Source organism: Nostoc sp. ChiSLP03a, assembly GCF_034531215.2.
GTDB lineage: Bacteria > Cyanobacteriota > Cyanobacteriia > Cyanobacteriales > Nostocaceae > Nostoc.
The window spans coordinates 61,859-83,501 of the sequence record NZ_JAVRBQ020000096.1 but is presented as its reverse complement, the minus strand read 5'-3'; the positions used below and the strand labels follow the sequence as shown (position 1 = coordinate 83,501).

Sequence of the window (21,643 nt, the reverse complement as noted above, 5' to 3'; positions counted from 1 at the left end):
GATGAACTAGAAGCTTTGTTACTACTTCGTTGTCAAGAACTAATGAAACAACATGATTTAATCTCTGGTTTAACTTGCTACTACTGGTGGCCAAAAACAAGGGCAGCTTAATTATAAGTGTTCATCCGAACTTGATATAACCTATGTGGCTACGGCTATAGCTTCATTAACGAGGATCAAACACTCGTTAACGGAGTTCCGAGGTGGATTAACGAGGATCAAAGACTCGTTAACGGAGTTCCGAGGTGGATTAACGAGGATCAAAGACTCGTTAACGGAGTTCTGAGGTGGATTAACGAGGATCAAACACTCGTTAACGGAGTTCTGAGGTGGATTAACGAGGATCAAACACTCGTTAACGGAGTTCCGAGGTGGATTAACGAGGATCAAACACTCGTTAATGAGTACTATTTATACTTACTGACCCCATGCTCAATGCCCAATGCCCCATGCCCCATGCCCAATTTCCCATGCCCAATACCCACTCCCCTTAGCATGAAACCAGAATTTTGAGCAATACTGGTACAAGAAGGAATATTTACAGAAAATCCCAAAATGACAATTCAACCTAGTGATAAGCCTTTACTAGAGTGGGCAGGCGATAGTTTGGCAATTGGATTATTTGAAGATGCAGTAGAGTTAACCGGAGAACTAGCTACTTTAGATCAAAAGTTTTCTGGGGTATTAAAAGAACTGATTACTGAAGAAGAATTTAAAGGTAAAGCCAACAGTACAATCTTCACCCGTGTAAATGCTGGTAGCCCAGTGCGGAAATTGATTTTAGTAGGTTTAGGCAAACCAGAAGCGTTAAAACTAGATACTCTGCGCCGTGCTGCTGCGGCTGTAGCTAGAGTAGGAAAAAAGCAAAAAAGCAAAATTCTCGGATTTAGTTTTCCATTGTGGAATAACGATTCAGCAGCGAGTGCCCAAGCGATCGCAGAAGGTGTGGAATTAGCACTTTATCAAGATATTCGTTTTAAATCAGAACCAGAAGATAAAGGTTCACAAATAGAAAGTGTAGATTTACTGGGTTTCGGTGGACAAGAAGCCGCCATTACCCGCGCTAATCAAATTGTTTCTGGGGTAAATTTGGCACGGCAATTAGTGGCAGCACCAGCCAACGCAGTCACACCAATTACTTTAGCCGAAACTGCTCAAGCGATCGCCAAAGAATACGGTTTACAACTAGAAATTCTAGAACGAGAAGACTGTGAAAAGTTAGGTATGGGCGCATTTTTAGGAGTAGCCCAAGCTTCCGATTTGCCACCGAAATTCATTCACCTAACTTACAAGCCAGAAGGTACACCCAAAAAGAAATTAGCAATTATTGGTAAAGGTGTAACCTTCGATTCTGGCGGACTCAACATTAAAGGTGCTGGTAGCGGCATCGAAACCATGAAGATGGATATGGGGGGTGCAGCTGCTACCTTCGGCGCAGCAAAAGCAATTGCTCAAATTAAGCCGGATTCGGAAGTTCACTTCATCTCCGCTGTAACCGAAAACATGATTAGCGGTCATGCCATGCACCCTGGAGACATTCTCACAGCATCAAACGGCAAAACAATTGAAGTGAACAACACCGACGCTGAAGGACGTTTGACCTTAGCAGATGCCTTGGTGTATGCCGAAAAATTGGGATTAGATGCGATCGTTGATTTAGCCACCCTGACTGGTGCCAACGTCATTGCCTTGGGTGACGATATTGCTGGTTTGTACACTCCCGATGATGGTGTTGCTTCCCAGATCGAAAAAGCTGCCCAAACTTCAGGAGAAAAGATTTGGCGGATGCCAATGGAAGAAAAATATTTTGAAGGGTTAAAGTCTGGTATTGCGGACATGAAAAATACAGGGCCGCGTCCAGGTGGTGCAATCACCGCTGCCCTTTTCCTGAAGCAATTCGTCAAACAAACCCCTTGGGCGCACATAGATATTGCAGGCCCAGTGTGGACAGATAAAGAAAATGGCTACAACAGCGCAGGGGCAACTGGCTACGGCGTTCGGACGCTAGTTGATTGGGTATTAGGGATTGGGGAGTAGGGACTGGGGACTGGGGACTGGGGACTGGGGGACAAGGGGGACAAGGGGGACAAGGGGGAATTATTGAACAAGCCTCTCCCTTGTCTCTCCCATCTTCCTTGTCTACCTTGTCTCTTCTCCATGCCCAATCCCCAATCCCCAAATTCGTGCTATCTTGAGCTTGCCAGTAAAAATTGTTGCAATAGTAACAGAATTAATTTGGCAGTCAGAAAATTAAGCTTTTTCGGGCATTGCCATCTGGTAAAATTTGTAAGGTTTCTAGAAGCTGTGAGCAATGGGATCGACTCGCGTACGGATCGCAATTGACGCAATGGGAGGGGATCATGCACCCGGTGAAATCGTTGCTGGCGCATTGCGAGCAAGAGAAGAATTGGGTGTAGATATATTTTTGGTTGGCGATCGCCAACAAATAGAAGCTGCCTTGCCATCAAAAACAAGTTTAGGGCAGGTAGAGATTGTGAATGCTGAAGAAGCGATCGCAATGGATGAGGAGCCTTTAAATGCAGTTAGACGCAAACGCAAGGCTTCTATCAATGTGGCGATGGATTTAGTCAAGCAACAAAAGGCAGATGCGGTATTTTCGGCTGGTCACTCTGGAGCCGCTATGGCATCAGCTTTGCTCCGCTTAGGACGATTGCCAGGAATCGATCGCCCAGCGATCGGGACAGTTTTTCCCACAATTATTGCTGGTAAGCCAGTGCTAGTACTTGATGTTGGCGCAAATGTAGATTGCCGCCCCAAGTTTTTAGAGCAGTTTGGCGTTATGGGATCGGCTTACAGTAAGTATGTCTTGGGTACAGATGAACCGAAGGTGGGTTTGCTGAACATCGGTGAAGAAGACTCTAAAGGCAATGATGCAGCCGTCCGCGCCCACCAACTGCTACGCGAAAATTCCCAAATTAATTTTATTGGCAATGCTGAAGGGCGTGATGTGCTTTCCGGTCGCTTTGATGTAATTGTCTGCGATGGCTTTGTCGGCAATGTACTGTTAAAATTTGCCGAAGCCGTTGGAGAAGTGATTCTGCAAATTCTGCGGGAAGAATTACCCCAAGGATTACACGGTCAAATTGGTTCAGCACTCTTAAAACCCAACTTGAAGCGAATTAAGCAGCGAATGGATCACGCAGAACATGGTGGTGCTTTACTGCTAGGCGTAGCAGGAGTCTGTTTTATCGGTCACGGTAGCTCCCAAGCACCTTCAATTTTTAATGCAATTCGCATGGCAAAAGAAGCCGTTGACAACGAGGTGATCCAACGAATTCAGTCCCAATATATCCTAGAGCGCGAAAGTGGTTAGTCATTGGTCATTGGTCATTAGTCATTAGTCATTGGTCATTCGTCATTCGTCATTTGTAAAGGACAACTGACAAGGGACAACTGACAAGGGACAAATGACAACTGACAAAGGACAAAGGACAAAAGACAAAAAGCTGATAGCTTGGGAGATTAGGAGTGCAAAACTTAGGCGTAGCAATTACCGGAAGCGGCTCGGCAGTACCAGCGACTTCCCTACACAACGAGACATTGAGCGAACTAGTTGAAACATCAGATGAGTGGATCGCTACAAGAACGGGAATTCGTCAGCGTCGATTAGCTCTGCCATCTGAGTCCTTGAGTGTACTCGCTACTGCCGCCAGCAGTCAGGCGATCGCCGCTTCAGGAATAAAACCAGAAGACCTAGACCTGATTCTGCTAGCGACTTCCACGGCTGATGATTTGTTTGGTAGTGCTTGTCAAGTACAGGCACAATTGGGAGCTACTAACGCAGTCGCCTTTGACTTGACCGCTGCCTGCTCTGGCTTTGTGTTTGGTTTGGTTACAGCAGCCCAATACATTAGAACTGGTGTCTATAGAAACGTACTTTTGATCGGGGCAGATATCCTCTCTCGTTGGGTAGATTGGGAAGATCGGCGGACTTGTGTATTATTTGGTGACGGTGCTGGAGCAGTGGTGTTACAAGCTGCCAAAAGCGATCGCTTGTTAGGATTTGCACTTAGAAGTGATGGTACTCAAAACCATTACCTCAACCTTGCTTATGCAGGTACTTCCCAAGAACTGCTGACTGATATAAATATCACCAAAGGCGCTTACCAACCGATTACGATGAACGGCAAAGAAGTCTACCGCTTTGCTGTCCAAAAAGTGCCAGAAATAATTGATAAAGCTTTGTTTCAAGCCAACCTTAGCGTCGATCAAATAGACTGGCTGATATTGCATCAAGCCAATCAGCGGATTATCGATGCTGTTGCCCAACGCCTGAATATCCCAGAACATAAAGTTATTAGTAATCTCGCCCATTACGGCAATACCTCAGCTGCTTCCATCCCCTTAGCTTTAGATGAAGCAGTACGACAAGGTAAAATTCAAACCAATGACATCGTTGCTACATCCGGCTTTGGTGCCGGTCTTACCTGGGGCGCGGCAATCTTTCAATGGGGAAGATAGGGATTGGGGACTGGGTATTGGGTATTGGGTATTGGGAAACTCTTCCCCAGTACCAAATCCCCAGTCCCTAATCCCCAGTCTCCAATAACCAATGACAAATGACCAATGACAAATGACAAAAACTGCATGGGTGTTTCCCGGACAAGGTTCCCAAACGCTGGGAATGGGAATGGATTTACTAGATATACCGTCCGCTAAAGACAAGCTTGCCAAAGCTGAGGATATTTTGGGCTGGTCTGTAACTGAAATTTGTCAAACTCAAGAAGAGAAGTTATCACAGACGCTGTATACTCAACCAAGTCTTTATGTGGTTGAAAGCATTCTTGCTGACCTGCTCCGAGAACGAGGACACCAGCCAGATTTAGTGGCTGGTCACAGTTTGGGAGAATATACTGCTCTTTATATAGCAGGTGTTTTTGAGTGGTCGGCTGGTTTATATCTGGTGAAGCGTCGTGCAGAACTGATGGATAGTTCCATCGATGGGATGATGGCAGCTTTGATGAACTTTGACCGCGAACAGTTAGAAAAAATTATTGCTCAAACGCCTGATGTGGTGATAGCAAATGATAATAGTTCGGCTCAGGTGGTAATTTCAGGCACGACTGAGGCTGTACAAGCGGTGATGACTCAAGTTAAAGCAAAGCGTGCGGTTCCTCTAAAAGTTTCTGGAGCATTTCATTCACATTTAATAGCACCAGCAGCTGCGGAATTCCAAGACATTTTAGAATCTGTGGAATTTCAACCCGCGATTGTGCCAGTACTGTCTAATGTAGAACCAATTCCGTCTATTGATGCCGAGATTTTAAAACAACGCCTAAACAAACAAATGACTGGTTCTGTAAGATGGCGAGAAATTTGTCTGCAATTACCAGCCAACGGTATCGAGCGAGTAATGGAAGTTGGTCCTGGTAAAGTATTAACTGGTTTAATTAAACGTATTAGCCCTGACTTAATATTAAAAAATATCCAGAGTGTTGCTGATTTGCCTGTTTAATTTTTTGATATCTAGGAATACTGACTGTAGCGCTAACTATACTGCTAAATTATCAAGATTCCTAGATTTAGTGTTCCCAGATTGGTAAAGCGATTCATATCTACAGCTTTTTTGCGTTTGCTCTGGGCCTTGCGATCGCTTATGCTAAATTCAGTTTGATTTGCATTATCTTCTGTGGATAAAAACCGCGAACCGTTGATCAGTCTGGCACTTTACCACGCCTTTAAATGGTCAGTCGTCAGCCCCATGCTTCACGCTTATTTTCGGGGCCATATTTATGGTGCGGAAAATGTCCCCAAATCAGGGCCTCTATTAGTAGCAAGTAATCATGCTAGTTACTTCGATCCGCCGATTGTCTCTAATTGTGTACGTCGTCCGGTGGCGTATATGGCGAAAGAAGAGTTATTTAATATCCCCATTTTGGCGCAAGCGATTAAATTGTATGGTGCTTACCCAGTAAGTCGGGGAAATGCCGATCGCAATGCCATCCGTTCCGCCCTAGAATATCTCAATAAAGGTTGGGCTGTCGGTGTTTTCTTGCAAGGTACTCGCACCCCAGATGGTCAAATTACTGACCCCAAAAGAGGTGCATTGCTGTTGGCGGCGAAAGCAAAAGCCCCAATATTGCCGGTGAGTGTCTGGGGTACTGAGAAGATTTTACAAAAAGGCTCGTCCCTACCTCACGCAGTTCCCATCACTGTCAGAATTGGTAAATTGATTGATGCTCCCAGTTCCAGTAATAAAGAGGAATTAGAAGCGTTGACACAAAAGTGTGCCACAGTCATAAACCAAATGCATGATTTAGGAAGATGAGTTAGACACACAAGAGATGTATGCTTTAGGGAGGTAGCGATCGCGATTAGATTACTCTAATCTTAAACTCTATTCCTTTAGCAATAAAGTAAAGGACTTTAAACAAATAATTCTCAATCTTACAGGACGGCTAACTCGATCGCGCTAAACAACTAGCGTTTTTATGGCTTAATTACGAATTACGAATTACGACTTATGAATTATTATGAGCGGCTTTGAAGCCAAGAATTTTTGGGAGCGATTAAATAATCTGGCATTAGTTCGCTTTTTGCTTTTGATTGCTTCTGGCTGGGCAATTGTACAACTTTTAGCTTATTTTGAATCGGTCATTGTTATTTTTACATTTGCGGCAATTTTAGCTTTTTTACTCAGTTATCCTGTACAAGGGTTGCGGCGTTTTTTGCCCCACGGTGTAGCTGTTGGTGTCGTTTTCTTGCTCAGTATTGTGATTATAGGCGGTCTGATAATTACTGTGAGCTTAACAGTTTTATCTCAAGGACAACAATTAATTAATAGTATCACAGCATTTTTAAATTCTTTAGTACCGTTATTAGAGGGACTAGAGGGGTTACTAAAAAACCGTAATTTCCAGATAGATTTAAGTTTTATTGAAGAACAATTGCGGAATCAAGCTATATCAACTCTTGTTAATAGTTTAGCTATTTTACAAGGGTTTATGACGAATTTTGTCACTTTTATTTTGATTGCAGTTGTGGCTTTTTTCATGTTATTAGATGGAGACAAACTGTGGAACTTTATTTTAAAAATAGTTCCCAAACAGCGTCGTAATAGATTTACAAACATAATTAGAAAGTCTTTTTTAGGATTTTTTAGAGGTCAGTTGTTATTAAGTGCATTTTTAACAATATCAACATTTTTTGTGTTTTTACTATTAGAAGTACCTTTTGCTTTGATATTGTCAATAATAATCGGAATTGTTGATATCATTCCTGGCATAGGCGCGACATTAGGAGTAAGCACAGTCACTCTATTTGTGTTGTCTCAAGGTATTTGGTTAGCAGCAAAAGTATTAATAGCTTGTATTGTACTCCAGCAGATACAAGACAACTTGATTGCACCCAGAATTATGCAAGGTGCGCTAAATCTTAATCCTGTAGTTGTGTTTTTTGCTTTGCTAGTAGGGGCTAGAGTAGCAGGATTATTAGGTGTTTTTATATCTATTCCCATCGCTGGAGTAATTGTGTCTTTATTTGAAATTGATGAAATGAAATCTGAAGTTTAGTTAGGAGTTAGGAGTTAGGAGTTAAGAAGTAGTAATTAATGTAAAATAGTTTGTTAGCCAAGACAAATTGAGAAATAATGTCGGATTTAAGAGCGGAATTAACAGAAATTATGGATGAGGCAGAGTGGGAGTGGCTCATCCCTCATGTACAAAGAGATGCAGTAATTTTGGTAGCGCTTGAGCTAAACTTGGTAGATGTTGGAGTAGCGATCGCCAGTGATAATATTCCATCCGTGGAACAGTGGATTGATAAACAATTAATTACCAAACCCACAACAGTACAAGTGGGAGAATGGAATGGCGATCGCAGTAAGCGATTTAATACTCTCATCGTTCAACCTTACGTTCTAGCTCAAGAAATAGTTGCTGCCTAATTCGTTTATGTGTTGTTTTGATGGCAGTTGGTGTTGGGGTATTTTCTCAGAAAAGATAGTCTAATGTGTCAGTTATTACTTGGCTATAGTCACGGACTATCTGGCTGATTTGATTAAAGCAAAATTTTCTCCTTTAAGATTTATCCATCTAGGAGCTAGAATTGTTACCATAATTTCAGATTAGATGTTGAAACCTTGATCCAATCTGAAACCTTAGAATTATTAGAATGGCATCGCCTGTGCCAGCACCTTGCCACCTTTGCCGCAACTAAGCTGGGGGCGACAGCTGCGCGTCATCTGAAAATACCTAATTCTCAGACCCAAAGCGAACTGTTGTTAGAGCAAACCAAAGAAATCTACCAACTGGAAAGTCGCCTAACCACGGGACTGTCATTTGAAGGAATTCAAGATATTGGCGATTCCCTAGAACGAGCAGAACGCAGTGGAGTTTTGGCAGGGGAAGAACTGTTAGCGATCGCTACCACCCTCGCTGGTGCCAGAAATTTACGCCGTGTCATCGACAATCAAGAAGATTTGCCGATATTGACTGATTTGGTTGCCGATTTACGGACTTATCCCGAACTAGAACAGGAAATTCATCGCTGTATTGATGAACGGGCCCAAGTAACTGACCGCGCGAGTCAAAAACTGGGAGAAATTCGCACAGACTTGCGGCGAGTACGCAGCCAAATAACTCAAAAGCTGCAAAATATCTTACAGGCAAAATCTGGCGCAGTTCAAGAACAGCTGATTACGCAACGGGGCGATCGCTTTGTTATACCGGTAAAAGCACCCCAAAAAGATGCTATTCCCGGTATAGTTCACGATACCTCTACCAGCGGTGCCACCCTGTATGTGGAACCGAATTCAGTAGTACCTCTAGGCAACCAACTGCGGCAAATTATTAGAAGAGAGCAAGCCGAAGAAGAAACAATTCGCCGCATTTTGACTGAACAAGTAGCCGCAGTTAAACCAGATTTAGAGAGGTTGTTAGCGATCGCTACTACTTTGGATCTGGCAACCGCTAGATCGCGATATAGTTTCTGGCTAGGAGCAAACCCCCCGCGATTTATCCAGCGCGAAGACAGGGAAATGATTACCTTGCGGAACTTGCGGCATCCTCTGTTAGTGTGGCAGCAACAGCACGAACAAGGGCAACCAGTAGTTCCTGTAGATTTGTTGATCAGTCCACAAATTCGGGTAGTGACAATTACGGGGCCTAATACTGGCGGTAAAACTGTAACCTTAAAAACCTTGGGGTTAGCAGCATTAATGGCCAAAGTGGGTTTATTTGTCCCCGCCCGCGAACCAGTAGAAATACCTTGGTTTGATAAAGTGCTGGCAGATATTGGCGATGAACAATCCTTACAGCAGAGTTTATCCACATTCTCTGGACACATCCGCCGGATTAGTCGGATTTTGGAAGCATTGGGAAATGGGGAAGTAGAGGAGCAGGGGAGCAGGGGAGCAGGGGAGCAGGAGACTGGAGTTATTTCTCCATCACTCAGCACTCAGCACTCAGCACTCAGCACTCAGCACTCAAGACTCAGCACTCAGCACTCAGCACTCGTTTTACTTGATGAAGTCGGCGCAGGAACCGATCCAGTGGAAGGTAGTGCCTTAGCAATCGCTTTGTTGCAATATCTTGCCAACCATGCCCAGCTAACGATCGCCACTACTCACTTCGGCGAACTAAAAGCCCTGAAATACGAAGACGATCGGTTTGAAAATGCCTCTGTAGAATTTGACGAAAGTACTCTGTCACCTACTTATCGTCTGCTGTGGGGCATCCCCGGACGTTCTAACGCCCTGACAATTGCCCTACGTTTGGGATTAAAACCAGAAGTTGTACAAGAGGCGAAAACCCAAGTTGGAGAAGCCACAGATGAAGTTAACCAGGTAATTGCTGGGTTAGAAGCGCAACGCCGCCGCCAAGAAACCAAAGCTGCGGAAGCCCAAGTTTTGTTGCAGCAAGCGGAACGTTTATATAAAGAAGTATCTGCAAAAGCCGCAAGTTTAGAGGAAAGAGAAAGCAGTTTGCGGGCTTCACAGGAAGTAGCAGTGCAACAAGCGATCGCTCAAGCAAAAGGTGAAATTGCCCAAGTAATCCGCCGCTTGCAGAAAGGTACCCCCACAGCCCAAGAAGCCCAACAAGCAACTAATGCTTTGAATCAAATTGGCCGACAATATCAGCCAGTAACGCCAGCAAAACCAAAAGTTGGGTTTATGCCCAAAGTAGGCGATCGCATCCGGGTTCCCAAATTGGGACAGATAGCAGAAGTGATCGCTGCTCCTGATGAAGATGGCGAGTTAAGCGTTCGCTTTGGGCTAATGAAGATGACAGTGAAGTTGGAAGACGTAGAATCTTTAGATGGTCAAAAAGCCGAACCAGTTGTCAAACCCAAACCAGCCCCAGCAGCAGTAACCCCACCACCGCAAAATGTCCCAGAAATTCGGACTTCCAAAAATACCATCGATTTGCGTGGTAAGCGAGTGGCTGATGCTGAATACATTTTAGATAAAGCCATCTCGGAAGCTACAGGCCCAATCTGGATTATTCACGGCTATGGCACTGGTAAACTGCGCCAAGGAGTTCACGCATTTTTGCAACAGCATCCTAGAGTGAACAACTACGAACCAGCAGAACAAGCTGATGGCGGCCCTGGTGTTACCGTTGCTCACATCAAATAAAAAGCAGGAATGCTATGTTACTTGAACTCAATCAACTAATTGTTAGAGCCGGTCATCAGTTGTTGATTAAAGATGTCTCCTGGTCAGCATACAAACGCATTTTAGCAGAACTAGGAGACAATCGCAGTTCGCGGATAGGTTACAGTCAAGGGGTGCTAGAAATAATGGCTCCATTGCCAGAGCATGAAGTAGCTAAAGTTATTATTGGCGACTTGGTAAAAGTTTTATTAGAAGAACTCGATCTGGAATTTTGGAGTTTGGGTTCTACGACTTTTGATCGGGAAAGTATGGATGCTGGGGTAGAACCCGATGATTGTTTCTATATTCAAAATGAAGCTAAAATTAGGGGCAAAGATAGAATCAATTTAGAAATTGACCCGCCTCCAGATTTGGCTATTGAAATTGATATTACCTCTCGCACTCGTTTTAATAATTATCAATCTTTGAGAGTACCGGAACTGTGGCGATGGAATGGAAGTAAGTTAGAAATAAATGTGCTTATTGATGGTAAGTATGTAGAATCAAATACCAGTTATATTTTCCCCAATCTCCCAATAAACCAAGTGATTCCCGAATATTTGATGCTAAGTAAAAGCAATGGCAGAAATGCGACAATGAAAGCATTTCGTGTGTGGATAAGACAACAAATTAGTAGCCCGATTTAGTTTACATTATCAGAAATGCCTACTCAAAAAAGTTATGGCTAGTGGGATAAAAATAGTGATATTTTGCTATTTATCCCTTACCAAACTAAACATTAGGAGATTCACGAAGCGTGGTTTACAGGTTAGCAAACCACGCTTCTTACCTTTTATTTAATACCTATAAGTACCAGACATTAATATTCTAATTAAATAAGATATATCATAAATTATATGGATATAGAAATAGAAAGTCTACAAGAAGCTGAAGCAGTAATTGAAAGTGACATAAGAGCCAAAGTCACGAGGCTAGACTTGAGTTTTTCTCATAGGTACAGGGATTCTGTTATTCCTGATTCTATCGGCGACATATTAAGTTTAGAAGAATTAACAATTTATAGTAAATCGCACAATATAGTTTATGGAATTGAACAAATACCAACAACCATTGGAAAGCTAACTAACTTGAAAATACTTAAGATTTATGATTTATGTGAATTAGAATATCTACCTGAAAGTATCGGTAATCTTAAAAATTTAGAAGTTTTGCACATTGCTGATTGTTCACGCTTGAAAGCAATACCAAACAGTATTGGTAAACTCAAAAATCTTAAGCGGTTAGAGTTGATGGAATCAATGAGACCGCTTGCTAATTTTGAGAATTTACCTGACAATATTGGAGAACTTAGTTCTTTAAAAGAACTGATAATTAACTCTACAGTTATACAGTCACTACCTAATACTATAGGTAATCTTAGTAATTTAGATTATTTAGAAATCAGCCGCAATCCCAAACTACATAAGTTACCAGATACTATTGGCAAACTGCAAAAATTAACAGTTATGAGGCTTGAAAGGGGATTTTTAAGTTCTTTGCCAGATAGTATTGGTGAATTGCGAAATCTTAGAGAACTAATTATTAATGACAATAAATTAACTCAATTACCAGGGAGTATAGGTATCCTAACTAAGTTAGAAAAGTTAGAGCTTATAAACAATCAGCTAACCGAATTACCAGATAGGATTATGAATTTATCTGGACTTAAGAACAGTATACTTCTGTATGGAAATCCTCTAAAGTCTCTTCCTGAAAGTGTTTTCAACTTACCATTTGAAATAGATTGGTGATGATTACAGAGTGATTCGCTTGGGTGAAGTAATGAAATTAAGCCATATTTAAGCATAAGTTTTGGTAAATATCTAAACTATTACCTCTGCCCATTAACTTTATAAATGAGTTCTGATATGTGCGTGGTTTGTGGTTAGAGTTGTATTACCAACTTAGTTGGAACAAATCAATCGCCAACATCTTCAAACGCTGACTTTATCAAATTTTTAAGTTTGTCATCGGTTTTATTTATGGAGGCGTCAATCGTCCTGATGTTGCCCAGCCTATACTGAAATAACAGGCTGCACACAAGTAAAACTCAGTTGGGGTAATGTCCAGCAGCAAAAAGTGCCTTTAGCAAACAGGAAAAAGATTTGTATAGTAATTATGTATATATTAAGACCAAGTAATAAATATCAAGAAATTTCAAAATTTAAAAATGCAAACAAATTAGGAGGTATTCTACATAATTACTTAGCGATCGCTAGCGGTTAGCATTGAAAACAATAGTTTATTTATACTCTGATACGGAGCTAACAGCGAAAGTCGGGTAAACCTTAATTAGAATTGATAATTTTTTACTTTGTCGAAAATAAATTTTCATCTAGAGTAAGACAAAGATACCTACTGTGTACCACATATAAAAGCTAGCTGAAGCCTCCGGCTCATAGCTATCTATGGGAAACCAAGCTTGATTCTTAAGAGTCTGGTTTCAAAATGGGTAACAGCAACATCCCCTATCAGCTCGATCACCTATGCTAAAAGTTATGCACTCGGCCGCCAACTCAGCCACTCCGAATTCCCAGTGGGAGGATTTAATCAAGCTTCCAGCCCCAAACACAGTTCAATGGGACAATATCAAAACCCAATTAGACTTGGTGCTGTTAGCGCTAGAAACCTTAACTGGGATTGGTTCAGAGGCAATGCTTTCGGCGGCAACCGATCTGAATTTAGAGTCAAGAGTGCCAGACCGCGTAGCTTTATGGCGATTGCGCCAATCAAATCCTCTACGCAAAGGTCAAGGAGGGCGAAAAAAGCTCGATGTCGAAGAAGCGCGATCGCTTGTTTTGATCGTCTGCTACCTAGCCAAACAGCACCAGGAATTGATTCGCCGTGCTGTCGGTCTGTTAGAACAAATGGCAGAAAATAACCGGGAACCTCACCAGGCTGCTTTACTTGGAGACTATATTGATGCTTTTTGCAACACCTACCAAGAGCGGATGGAAGAGGACGAGCAAATCTCAACGGATTTACTAACTAACCTGGCCTTAAAACTGCTTGTAGATTTACTTTTTTACAGCGCTCCTGGTGGGCATCGCCGTCTCTGGCTAGCACTTATAGACCGTTCAACAAAATTTTAAATTTTAGATTTGAAATTCCTCAACCAAAATTCGTTTTCAAAAGTTTGCTAGGTAAGGATTCCTTTTTGATGGTCATTAGTTCTTGAGCGATGCACTATCAACAATGCTTCCTGCTTGCACGCCAGTTTGCATAACAGAAGGAACCTCACAAATTTCTGAGTGGAAGAATCCACCGTTCCAACTTTTCTTTGCAAGCAAGCAACTGGCTCAATTTTTGCAAAATCCCAATATAGTCTTCTTCGTAGTTCCTGTCATGCCTCTATCAAATTCAGTTATTCGTTGCTACACACCACCGACTTGCACGCTAGAAGTATTCGCGCAAAGCTCACCTCTGTCTCGTTGGATGGGGAAAACTGTCCTCAAACATCTGAGTTTTGAGCTACGTTTTGACGATCCTCGACTCCCAGAAGAACAAAGAGTTCCAATTCGGGGCGATCGCGAGCAACTCGAAGCTTTATGTGATGCTGTCACCAACTATGTACAGCAATTCCTCCAACAGTCTCCAGAAAGCTTTTGGGTCAGTTTCTCCAGTACCCAACAGTCAAGCACAGCACTGGACGATCCGGAATTAAAGTCTTCAACAAAAACATTAAATGCTTTTAGTAACCAGATTCCAGGAGCAAATATCTACTTAGAACCAAGTAGCTATTTAACTCACAACCTATTTCTTGGTTCTCTGGCCAACTATTCATCTGGCCCCGTAATTCAACTCAGTTTGCTGCAACTATTCGATTTGGCAAGTGCTTTAGATGAATACTCAACTGATGTCATGGCACTTCCAACTCTCAACAGCACAGGTTCGACTCTGAGGTTTCCTGCTTGGGCGCCTGTTGCCGCAGTATTAGTATTAGGTGTAGGTTTTTTACCAGTTACTTGGCAATATGCTAACAATATTAGAGAAAAGCAACAGCAGACAGCCAAAACATCAAATTCAGAAGCAGTAAAGACTGCTCTAGAACCTTCATCTTCACTAAATTTTCCCACCCCTGAACCTGGGCTAACCCCTCCATCAAATAATTTGCTAGGTTCTACACCTCCACTTTCCACATCCACTTTACCCCAAGCACCTCTAACAGCCCCTAGTTCTAGTAGTTTCTCTCCACCGCCACCAAATACGTTGACAATACCTCAAGGGACGACTGCAACCCTTCCTAGTAATCGAGCGAGCGCACCATCCAAGAAAATCCCAGGTCAGGAAATTGCCATATTACCAAATCTTGGACAGAATCCAACCGGGTCAACTCCCCAAACTGGTGCTGGTGCTATCCCTCAACTGCGAAATTTGCCACCCAGACTGTCTTCTAATGCCAATAGCTTACCAACTAATATCTCACCAGTCCTCCCTCCATCTCTTGACACCATACCCAATAAGAATCGTGTCAATACCCCAGCCCAACCCTCTCCACTAACTTCACAACAGCTAGACGAAACCATCAGTTCCTTACAGCAATCTTCTGCTGGAGAGAAACCTACTTCACAACTTCCCTCCTCTAGAACTGCTGCTAATAATCCATTTATCGATCAATTAGGGGACGCAGGTAAAAACCCCACATCCAGAGAAGTAGCTACTGGCACATTATTTGACACACCGCAAGTAGCAGAAGCTAGACAATACCTAACAAAGCGTTGGCAACCGCCTACTGGACTCGGACAAACATTAGAGTACAGTTTGATAGTTGGTGTTGACGGCACAATTGAACGAATTTTCCCCCTTAATAAGGCAGCAAGAGAATTCGTTGATAATGCTGGGATGCCTGAAGTTGGCAAACCTTTTGTTTCCGCTAATAAAAATGGACAAAATGTCAGAATTCGAGTTGTTCTCAGTCCTGATGGCAAGGTACAAACTTTTCCCGATGAATAACTAAACTCATCCTTTTAATGCCACTTGTAAAACTGGTACAAATTTTGTGCCAGTTTTTACTGACTACATTGCTCTTAAGCTCACTTGTTGAAATCCAGTTACGAAACTGGTCTTAGTATTAATTACCAGTAAACCTACCAATAAATATAATTTTTGTTAACTTCAATTTTCCAAAACTAAACTATAGATACAAGTCTGGAAACCCAGATTAAATCTTACGCTTCTTAATTACAAATTAAGAATTGGTATTAATAACTCATATCAAAGGTAGAAAATATGCAAACAATTGGTATCCAAAAAGATAGTGCAGCTTGGATTATTCAAACTTGGATAGCTTTTGTGATTTCTATTTCTATGACCACCTTCGATATTGTAAACTTACCTGTAAATGCTTGGGTGAAAGGCTTTATGGATATGAGTATGCTTTCTCTGTTAGCTCAACTTTTACTTTTGCAAAAACTACTAGAGAGTTGCACGAAACTAGAAGATTAAGCGCTAGGTTAGACGAGGCAAAAGTAGAAAAATTACTTTCACAACACGATCCTCTAAATTTCAAATGAAGAGACTTAGCTCTTACAGGGAATTTAAAATTATCCTGACATCAGAAATTAACTACATAACGAAAAACAAAAGGACTGGATATTCCAGTCCTTTGTTATATTGATTTAACGTTTTTATCTTAATAACGGGATTTTTTGGTTTTTGACTTTTGCTTTTTACGCCGACGTTGGCTAGCAGCAACTGCCTCTTCTACAGGATAACCTATTAAAGGAATTACCTGATATTTGCGTTCTTCTTCTAACTTTTTCAGTTCAGTGTAATCAACCCAGTGAATGCAATCAACCGGACAAGTGTCAATTGCTTCTTGGATAATTTCCTCAGCGTCCCCATCTTGCCGAACCACACGCGATCGCCCGTAATCTGGTTCAATATAAAAGGTGTTACGCGCAACATGAGCGCAATGCTTGCAACCAATACAGGTGATTTCGTCAACATAAACACCATTTTGGCGCAGTATACCACCTAATTCCGGTTCCAAACCAGAACGTTCTGGGGCATCCCGTAAAAAACCCCCTAATTCTGGTTCCAAACCGGAACGGTTATCTTCTTGTTCTTCCGGTGACGGCAGAAAATCAGCCATTACGCACTCCAGCGCTGTACTACCAGGCGAATTGAACCATCTTCATTTTTTTGTTGTTCAGAAACTTGAAAACCAACACGAGCAGTTTCTTTCAGAACTGTTTGATAAGCATAGCGCTGTGTTACTTGGCGCAAAAATCCATCTACAGACAAATCTTGTTGCCAATATTGTAAGTCAGCCACCAGTTCATATTCCTTGCCATTCCATCTAAAGCCGATGTCATAGCCATTTTCCTGCTCAATACTAACTTCCGCAGGATGGGTTTGACCGCGATAGCCACGAACTTCGCGCGGGCCGGGTTTCCAGTCTACGCCCAATTCAGTCAAAGCATCTTTCAAAGAATCAAGGTTACGGATTTGAGTCTTAATTTGGCTAAAGTGTGACATGGTGGTTGTGAATTAATAACACTAAACTACTGTGAAAACTTACCAATCGCTGTAAGTGGTGTGTGTATTCGCCACATTAGATTGCTGCACCTTGGCGGCGAAATATTCTGAGGTTGGCTCATGATTAAGTACTTGCCCCAGCTGCGCCTCTATTGCTGCTGTAACTTCAGCGCAAGAATTACCCACAATGCCAGTGACTTTCTCTTGTACCCGACCGTCTGGATAGATTATGAACTCTAATGTCTCCATTCTTTTGGCCAACCAGGATAAGTACGATTAAATTGTACTGCCTTAGCAGAAGGCTACAAATATAGCCGTAGGAACATTTTTACTAGTTACTAGATACAAACTTGCCATTTGTTAACTAATGTTCCATCTTTCAACATATATATCTCATAATCTTTACAAAACTTATTAATATTATAAGCACACACGTCAGTATTTAGTTAGTTTCTCTTAACCTCATTGATTAGTCAAGGTAACAACTGAAGCTTGCTAAGTAAGCTGCAAAAGTCCTAAAAACAAGCATTAGAGGTAGTATAGCCAGCAAATAATTCACAAAAATATAAAATTTATTGAAAAACTTTATTCTTAGCATTCGTTCTACCTTATTATTCTCCAGGTAGATTTAGATGCAGTGCAGTATAACTCTAAAGTAATATAGTGTGTATACGTAGGTATTGTATTAGGCCTTTAGATATCAGTTACTTTAGCTGGCATCGGCTGTAGAAAGATTTTTAAACTGCGTTCGCTGAAAGCGTTGGCGCAGCCATCGCTATTTTCTGCCATTGGTAAGATTTATCAACCTCGACTCTAGACATTTAAATATGTACAAATTTGCCCCAGCTTGGGAGAAGGAGCAAATAGTCTTTGGTGCTGCACGACCTGGATATTCTGACAAGAACGTTCAGGATTGGATAGAATTCATGAAGCGCCAAAATATCAAGCGTGTTTGCTGTCTTCTTGATGAACAACAGCTAGCTTTTTACTCTAATCTTCTAAACACATACAAACAGGAATTTGGGAATCAACTAGTTTGCCCTGCACCAATTGCAGATTTCCATTTATCTGATTTAGAAATCCTTACCAAGAAAATACTTCCTTTCTTAATAGAAGCAGATAAACAACATGAGAAAGTTGTTGTCCATTGCTCTGGTGGAATTGGACGTACTGGACATGTATTAGCGGCATGGCTAGTTAGTGTCCGAAGATTATCAAATCAAGCTGCAATAAATGCTGTCAAAAAAACAGGTAGAAATCCTTATGAAGCTGCGATCGCTGCTGTATTTATAGGTAGAAATCCCTTGACAGTTGTAAAAGAGCTTAACGTACTTCTGAATGATTGTCGTCTCGCAGTGAATAAAACATTTTGATGTTATCATCCTGTTTAATCAGTCTATTGACAAGGTAAATTCTATGGCAATGGTTCTAGATAAAGTAGTTCCTTTTGGGAGATCAATGGATGAATATATAAAAATATTCAATTTAACAAATGCAGATTTAAATAAAATAATCATTGGGATTGGGGATGGGCCAGCAAGCTTCAATGCAGAAATGACACGTCAGGGTAAAAGTGTAGTCTCTGTTGATCCACTATACCAATTTTCTGGTGATGAAATATTGCAAAGATTTAATGAAGTAGTAGATAACATCATTAATCAAGTCAAGGCTACAACTAATGATTGGGTATGGAGCTATCATAAATCTCCAGATGATTTGCGACACAATCGAGTGAAAGTTATTCAAGAATTTTTATCTGATTATGAAACTGGTAAAAAGAGCAACAGATATGCAGTCGGTGAATTACCACAATTAGCTTATGATAATCAAGAGTTTGATATAGCTCTTTGTTCGCATTTATTATTTTTATATTCAGACCATCTCGATTACAGTTTTCACTTAAATTCAGTAGGTGAGATGCTGCGTATTGCTAAAGAAGTCAGAATATTTCCCCTGATAACTTTAATGTGGAAACATTCACAACATTTAGATAAAATAGTAAAATATTACACTTTAAAAGGTTACAAGATAGATATTGAAAAGGTTGAATACGAACTACAGCCTGGTGGAAATAAAATGTTAAAGATAACCAGAGATGTTATATAACTACTAGCCAAAAGAATTGGGATTTTTAAATAATTTTTAATGCGATCGCTCTCAAAATTACCAGATGCGATCGCTTTGCTGGTACATATTTAATATGCTCCAGTTCCCGTGCGGTTACTAGTTTTTAGGTCGTCTCAGAGTCATCCGGTGCTTCACCAAGGGTCTCCTGTGCAGCGTGACGGATATGAAGAACACGCACTGTGGATATTTCTTGTCCTGCGAAAATCGTGAAAATTATTCGGTATGAGTTGCGTCCTCGACCGTAAAGTATCTGGCGAATTTCTTGGCTAAAATAATCATTTTCTCTCGCTAGAGAACATCGGCTTGGCATTTGCGATAAAGACTCAATGACTTATAGTAATCCTGCATACCACTGACTTGCCCTTTCAGGAGAAGTAACTTGAGATAACTGCAAAAATGCGCTGTCTGCTTCTGCTTCAGCTACACTAGAGATTTCAATGCGGTATTTCATGAATCGGCTGGCAGATTATACTTGCGACGCTGTTCGTCAGCAAAATCATCAAATGAACGGAATCTACCTACTTCAAAGTCTTCTAATCCTTGCTGAATACCCTTAATAGCTGCTTCTGAGTCTTGCACCTCCCACTCTAGGACAGCCTCTAGCAATTGGGCTGCAACGAAACTAACATCTTGTCCCTGCTGTGTAGCTTTCTTGCGCAGTCGTGCTTCTAATTCTGGGCTTAGGGAAACAACGATCGCCATAATCAGATATTTTGCGGAAGGTTTATAGATATGATTTTATTTCAGATTTATTATTTATAATCCTTAAGCCATTTTTTTAGTGTTTCATAGTCTCGCAGACTGAGTTCATATTTCAATGGTGATGCAAAATCTAAAGCATCTTTTGTAAATGATGATGTTGTCACCAAAATTCCCATTGTGGCACGTTCGCTTTGCTTTACACCGTAAAGGGATCTAACTAACTCTACTCCAACCTTATTCGATGATTGATAGCGTTTACATTCGATCAAATAGAGCATATTACCAAGGGAACTTTTATGAACTGCTTGTATATCTCTACCACCATCTCTCGTCTTTGGAGTCAGGGTAATATCAAAACCCTGTATTTGGAAAATATGAGCAACTAACTCCTCAAATTTTCTAGGGTCGAGTTCGTATAACATCTCCGGATGTTTTGCTAAATGTTTAATCAGTTCTTTATTAACGTCAACTATCTCTATACTGTTTGGAATTAGTACTTTTGAATCTACTGCATAAATATCATCAAATAACTCCCTAATGGGAGAGTATTTTGTATATCATTATGCTTGATAACGATTGCTGTAAGGATATTTTACGTAGCCTCGTGGTGTCCTTAATCCGTCTGCTAAAAATTCATTTTCCTCCATATGGTGTTCACACAAAAACGGACAGGTTTGATCCTGCTCAAAAAATTCTTCATGGTACAAAGGGTAGTAGTCGTATAAATAAACTTCGTACTCAGGAGGTTTTTCACAACCCCGTACTGAGCAACGAGTATCTGAAGTATATTCAAAATATCTTTTCGTTGGTTGAAGCATAAATATTTAAATCTTAATTAAATATAGGAACAGATCGCTCTTGACTCTTATATGTATTAAAAAACTGCCTTACTGAAAACTAACTAATAGTGCACTGACCAACCTTCATTCGTTCACTCCAATGCAGCTTAACACTGCATTGGATAACTTATTTAACGCTATTTGTCTTTACCGCCGCTGAAAAGTTTATATATCCCGTATCCAATAGCTGCCGCAGCAGCAACAGGTGCAGCAGCAACTATTGCAGTACCAGCGATCGCACCTCCCCCAACAACACCACCGATACCTGCAAGGGTACTCATAATTGCAGCACCAGAAGCACCAGCAGCTACAGTTACAGCACCAGCACCAGCTACACCAGCAGCAGCCCCAATATTTGTAGCTGTTCTTGCAGCTGCACGAGCTTCACGTTCTTCCGCAGACAAATCCGGTTGGTCTTTGAACAAAGTTTCATTCATTATTTTTGCTCCAGCATAAGCTGGCCCTGCTGCTAATACAGCAGGAGCGGCGGCCATACCACCACCAACCACACCACCTGCCGCAGCTAGACCAGAAGTGATTCCTGCTCCTGAAGTTGCTGCAACAGATAACCCTGTAGCAGCACTGACAGCAGCCCCTGCGGCCGCACCAGTCTCTACAACGGCTTTTACCGTCTTTAGGTCTTTAACGCCTAAAGTTTTTTCTACAGCAGTTTCTACACCTTTTTCAACGGCTTTATTGGTAATATCTTCAAAATTCATAAATCAATTTCTCATAATCTGGTACACGATACTCTACTACTAGAGCATAATTGTTACTAAACCTGTAACAGTATTAATACTAGTGGCATTTTGCTGTATACCAAATCAGCAACAAAGAGTTTGAAGCTGCTTAGAATAGTAGTGATAGAGAGGATTATAAT

22 protein-coding genes and 1 pseudogene are annotated in these 21,643 nt (G+C 41.4%); 15 read left to right on the top strand and 8 right to left on the bottom strand.

Going from position 1 to position 21,643, the window contains the following annotated elements:
• Positions 1-555: 555 nt before the first annotated feature.
• The 13 genes and pseudogenes from RMY32_RS15945 to RMY32_RS15885 all read left to right on the top strand — a co-directional run bounded on the left by RMY32_RS15945 (position 556) and on the right by RMY32_RS15885 (position 16,128).
• A complete protein-coding gene (locus RMY32_RS15945) occupies positions 556-2,037 on the top strand; it encodes a leucyl aminopeptidase (protein ID WP_322711854.1) in 1,482 nt (493 codons plus the stop codon).
• Positions 2,038-2,311: 274 nt separating this feature from the next.
• A complete protein-coding gene (gene plsX, locus RMY32_RS15940) occupies positions 2,312-3,334 on the top strand; it encodes a phosphate acyltransferase PlsX (protein ID WP_322695190.1) in 1,023 nt (340 codons plus the stop codon).
• A gap of 155 nt (positions 3,335-3,489) precedes the next feature.
• Positions 3,490-4,482 (top strand): beta-ketoacyl-ACP synthase 3, encoded by a 993-nt coding sequence (locus RMY32_RS15935; protein WP_322711853.1) that lies wholly within the window; start codon positions 3,490-3,492, stop codon positions 4,480-4,482.
• Between the two features lie 112 nt (positions 4,483-4,594).
• Complete coding sequence (gene fabD / locus RMY32_RS15930) at positions 4,595-5,476, top strand: ACP S-malonyltransferase (protein ID WP_322711852.1); 882 nt, start codon at positions 4,595-4,597, stop codon at positions 5,474-5,476.
• Between the two features lie 174 nt (positions 5,477-5,650).
• The gene (locus tag RMY32_RS15925; RefSeq protein WP_322711851.1) at positions 5,651-6,289 is read left to right on the top strand and encodes a lysophospholipid acyltransferase family protein; all 639 of its coding nucleotides are present in this window, start codon (positions 5,651-5,653) and stop codon (positions 6,287-6,289) included.
• A gap of 205 nt (positions 6,290-6,494) precedes the next feature.
• Positions 6,495-7,532 (top strand): AI-2E family transporter, encoded by a 1,038-nt coding sequence (locus RMY32_RS15920; protein WP_322711850.1) that lies wholly within the window; start codon positions 6,495-6,497, stop codon positions 7,530-7,532.
• A gap of 77 nt (positions 7,533-7,609) precedes the next feature.
• A complete protein-coding gene (locus RMY32_RS15915; protein WP_322711849.1) occupies positions 7,610-7,906 on the top strand; it encodes a DUF2288 domain-containing protein in 297 nt (98 codons plus the stop codon).
• Between the two features lie 195 nt (positions 7,907-8,101).
• Positions 8,102-10,597 carry an endonuclease MutS2 gene (locus RMY32_RS15910; RefSeq protein WP_322711848.1) on the top strand — a complete coding sequence of 832 codons (2,496 nt, stop codon included), beginning with the start codon at positions 8,102-8,104 and terminating at the stop codon, positions 10,595-10,597.
• A gap of 14 nt (positions 10,598-10,611) precedes the next feature.
• On the top strand, positions 10,612-11,262 hold the full coding sequence (locus tag RMY32_RS15905) for a Uma2 family endonuclease (RefSeq protein ID WP_322711847.1): 651 nt from the start codon (positions 10,612-10,614) through the stop codon (positions 11,260-11,262).
• A gap of 210 nt (positions 11,263-11,472) precedes the next feature.
• Positions 11,473-12,366 (top strand): hypothetical protein, encoded by an 894-nt coding sequence (locus RMY32_RS15900; protein WP_322711846.1) that lies wholly within the window; start codon positions 11,473-11,475, stop codon positions 12,364-12,366.
• Positions 12,367-13,101: 735 nt separating this feature from the next.
• A complete protein-coding gene (locus RMY32_RS15895) occupies positions 13,102-13,707 on the top strand; it encodes a DUF3038 domain-containing protein (RefSeq protein ID WP_322660741.1) in 606 nt (201 codons plus the stop codon).
• Positions 13,708-13,960: 253 nt separating this feature from the next.
• Entirely contained in the window at positions 13,961-15,568 is a 1,608-nt protein-coding gene (locus RMY32_RS15890) for a DUF4335 domain-containing protein (RefSeq protein WP_322711857.1), read from the top strand.
• Between the two features lie 276 nt (positions 15,569-15,844).
• Positions 15,845-16,128, top strand: a pseudogene (locus RMY32_RS15885) (YiaA/YiaB family inner membrane protein).
• A gap of 119 nt (positions 16,129-16,247) precedes the next feature.
• On the opposite strand, the gene RMY32_RS15880 reads toward RMY32_RS15885, so the two are convergent.
• The 3 genes from RMY32_RS15880 to RMY32_RS15870 are packed head-to-tail and all read right to left on the bottom strand — an operon-like array spanning position 16,248 to position 17,344.
• The gene (locus RMY32_RS15880) at positions 16,248-16,709 is read right to left on the bottom strand and encodes a ferredoxin (protein WP_322711845.1); all 462 of its coding nucleotides are present in this window, start codon (positions 16,707-16,709) and stop codon (positions 16,248-16,250) included.
• The gene (locus RMY32_RS15875) at positions 16,709-17,095 is read right to left on the bottom strand and encodes a DUF1257 domain-containing protein (protein ID WP_322660747.1); all 387 of its coding nucleotides are present in this window, start codon (positions 17,093-17,095) and stop codon (positions 16,709-16,711) included. Before RMY32_RS15875 ends, RMY32_RS15880 begins: the two co-directional genes overlap by 1 nt.
• A 39-nt stretch (positions 17,096-17,134) precedes the next feature.
• A complete protein-coding gene (locus RMY32_RS15870; protein WP_094328129.1) occupies positions 17,135-17,344 on the bottom strand; it encodes a DUF2997 domain-containing protein in 210 nt (69 codons plus the stop codon).
• A gap of 578 nt (positions 17,345-17,922) precedes the next feature.
• Between RMY32_RS15870 and RMY32_RS15865 the strand changes: the two genes are divergently transcribed.
• The gene (locus RMY32_RS15865; protein ID WP_322711844.1) at positions 17,923-18,468 is read left to right on the top strand and encodes a dual specificity protein phosphatase family protein; all 546 of its coding nucleotides are present in this window, start codon (positions 17,923-17,925) and stop codon (positions 18,466-18,468) included.
• Between the two features lie 43 nt (positions 18,469-18,511).
• A complete protein-coding gene (locus tag RMY32_RS15860) occupies positions 18,512-19,201 on the top strand; it encodes an SAM-dependent methyltransferase (protein WP_322711843.1) in 690 nt (229 codons plus the stop codon).
• 124 nt (positions 19,202-19,325) lie between these two features.
• Here RMY32_RS15860 and RMY32_RS15855 read toward each other — a convergent pair whose 3' ends face one another.
• The 5 genes from RMY32_RS15855 to RMY32_RS15835 form a co-directional block, all read right to left on the bottom strand.
• Positions 19,326-19,532, bottom strand: coding sequence for a type II toxin-antitoxin system RelE/ParE family toxin (locus tag RMY32_RS15855; protein ID WP_322711842.1), 207 nt, complete (start codon positions 19,530-19,532; stop codon positions 19,326-19,328).
• A gap of 137 nt (positions 19,533-19,669) precedes the next feature.
• Positions 19,670-19,924, bottom strand: a complete 255-nt coding sequence (locus tag RMY32_RS15850) for a hypothetical protein (protein WP_322711841.1) — start codon at positions 19,922-19,924, stop codon at positions 19,670-19,672.
• Positions 19,925-19,974: 50 nt separating this feature from the next.
• The gene (locus RMY32_RS15845; protein ID WP_322711840.1) at positions 19,975-20,346 is read right to left on the bottom strand and encodes a restriction endonuclease; all 372 of its coding nucleotides are present in this window, start codon (positions 20,344-20,346) and stop codon (positions 19,975-19,977) included.
• 138 nt (positions 20,347-20,484) lie between these two features.
• Positions 20,485-20,742: a hypothetical protein gene (locus RMY32_RS15840; RefSeq protein ID WP_322711839.1), complete on the bottom strand. Its 258-nt coding sequence runs from the start codon at positions 20,740-20,742 to the stop codon at positions 20,485-20,487.
• Between the two features lie 158 nt (positions 20,743-20,900).
• Positions 20,901-21,482, bottom strand: a complete 582-nt coding sequence (locus RMY32_RS15835) for a hypothetical protein (protein ID WP_322711838.1) — start codon at positions 21,480-21,482, stop codon at positions 20,901-20,903.
• Positions 21,483-21,643 lie beyond the last annotated feature (161 nt).

Excerpts from the sequence above, each read along its gene's own strand:
- RMY32_RS15945 (WP_322711854.1), top strand. The coding sequence starts at position 556 with ATGACAATTCAACCTAGTGATAAGCCTTTACTAGAGTGGGCAGGCGAT.
- plsX (WP_322695190.1), top strand. The coding sequence starts at position 2,312 with ATGGGATCGACTCGCGTACGGATCGCAATTGACGCAATGGGAGGGGAT.
- fabD (WP_322711852.1), top strand. The coding sequence starts at position 4,595 with ATGACAAAAACTGCATGGGTGTTTCCCGGACAAGGTTCCCAAACGCTG.
- RMY32_RS15920 (WP_322711850.1), top strand. The coding sequence starts at position 6,495 with ATGAGCGGCTTTGAAGCCAAGAATTTTTGGGAGCGATTAAATAATCTG.
- RMY32_RS15915 (WP_322711849.1), top strand. The coding sequence starts at position 7,610 with ATGTCGGATTTAAGAGCGGAATTAACAGAAATTATGGATGAGGCAGAG.
- RMY32_RS15905 (WP_322711847.1), top strand. The coding sequence starts at position 10,612 with ATGTTACTTGAACTCAATCAACTAATTGTTAGAGCCGGTCATCAGTTG.
- RMY32_RS15900 (WP_322711846.1), top strand. The coding sequence starts at position 11,473 with ATGGATATAGAAATAGAAAGTCTACAAGAAGCTGAAGCAGTAATTGAA.
- RMY32_RS15895 (WP_322660741.1), top strand. The coding sequence starts at position 13,102 with ATGCTAAAAGTTATGCACTCGGCCGCCAACTCAGCCACTCCGAATTCC.
- RMY32_RS15890 (WP_322711857.1), top strand. The coding sequence starts at position 13,961 with ATGCCTCTATCAAATTCAGTTATTCGTTGCTACACACCACCGACTTGC.
- RMY32_RS15880 (WP_322711845.1), bottom strand. The coding sequence starts at position 16,709 with ATGGCTGATTTTCTGCCGTCACCGGAAGAACAAGAAGATAACCGTTCC.
- RMY32_RS15875 (WP_322660747.1), bottom strand. The coding sequence starts at position 17,095 with ATGTCACACTTTAGCCAAATTAAGACTCAAATCCGTAACCTTGATTCT.
- RMY32_RS15870 (WP_094328129.1), bottom strand. The coding sequence starts at position 17,344 with ATGGAGACATTAGAGTTCATAATCTATCCAGACGGTCGGGTACAAGAG.
- RMY32_RS15865 (WP_322711844.1), top strand. The coding sequence starts at position 17,923 with ATGTACAAATTTGCCCCAGCTTGGGAGAAGGAGCAAATAGTCTTTGGT.
- RMY32_RS15860 (WP_322711843.1), top strand. The coding sequence starts at position 18,512 with ATGGCAATGGTTCTAGATAAAGTAGTTCCTTTTGGGAGATCAATGGAT.
- RMY32_RS15855 (WP_322711842.1), bottom strand. The coding sequence starts at position 19,532 with ATGCCAAGCCGATGTTCTCTAGCGAGAGAAAATGATTATTTTAGCCAA.
- RMY32_RS15850 (WP_322711841.1), bottom strand. The coding sequence starts at position 19,924 with ATGGCGATCGTTGTTTCCCTAAGCCCAGAATTAGAAGCACGACTGCGC.
- RMY32_RS15845 (WP_322711840.1), bottom strand. The coding sequence starts at position 20,346 with ATGTTATACGAACTCGACCCTAGAAAATTTGAGGAGTTAGTTGCTCAT.
- RMY32_RS15840 (WP_322711839.1), bottom strand. The coding sequence starts at position 20,742 with ATGCTTCAACCAACGAAAAGATATTTTGAATATACTTCAGATACTCGT.
- RMY32_RS15835 (WP_322711838.1), bottom strand. The coding sequence starts at position 21,482 with ATGAATTTTGAAGATATTACCAATAAAGCCGTTGAAAAAGGTGTAGAA.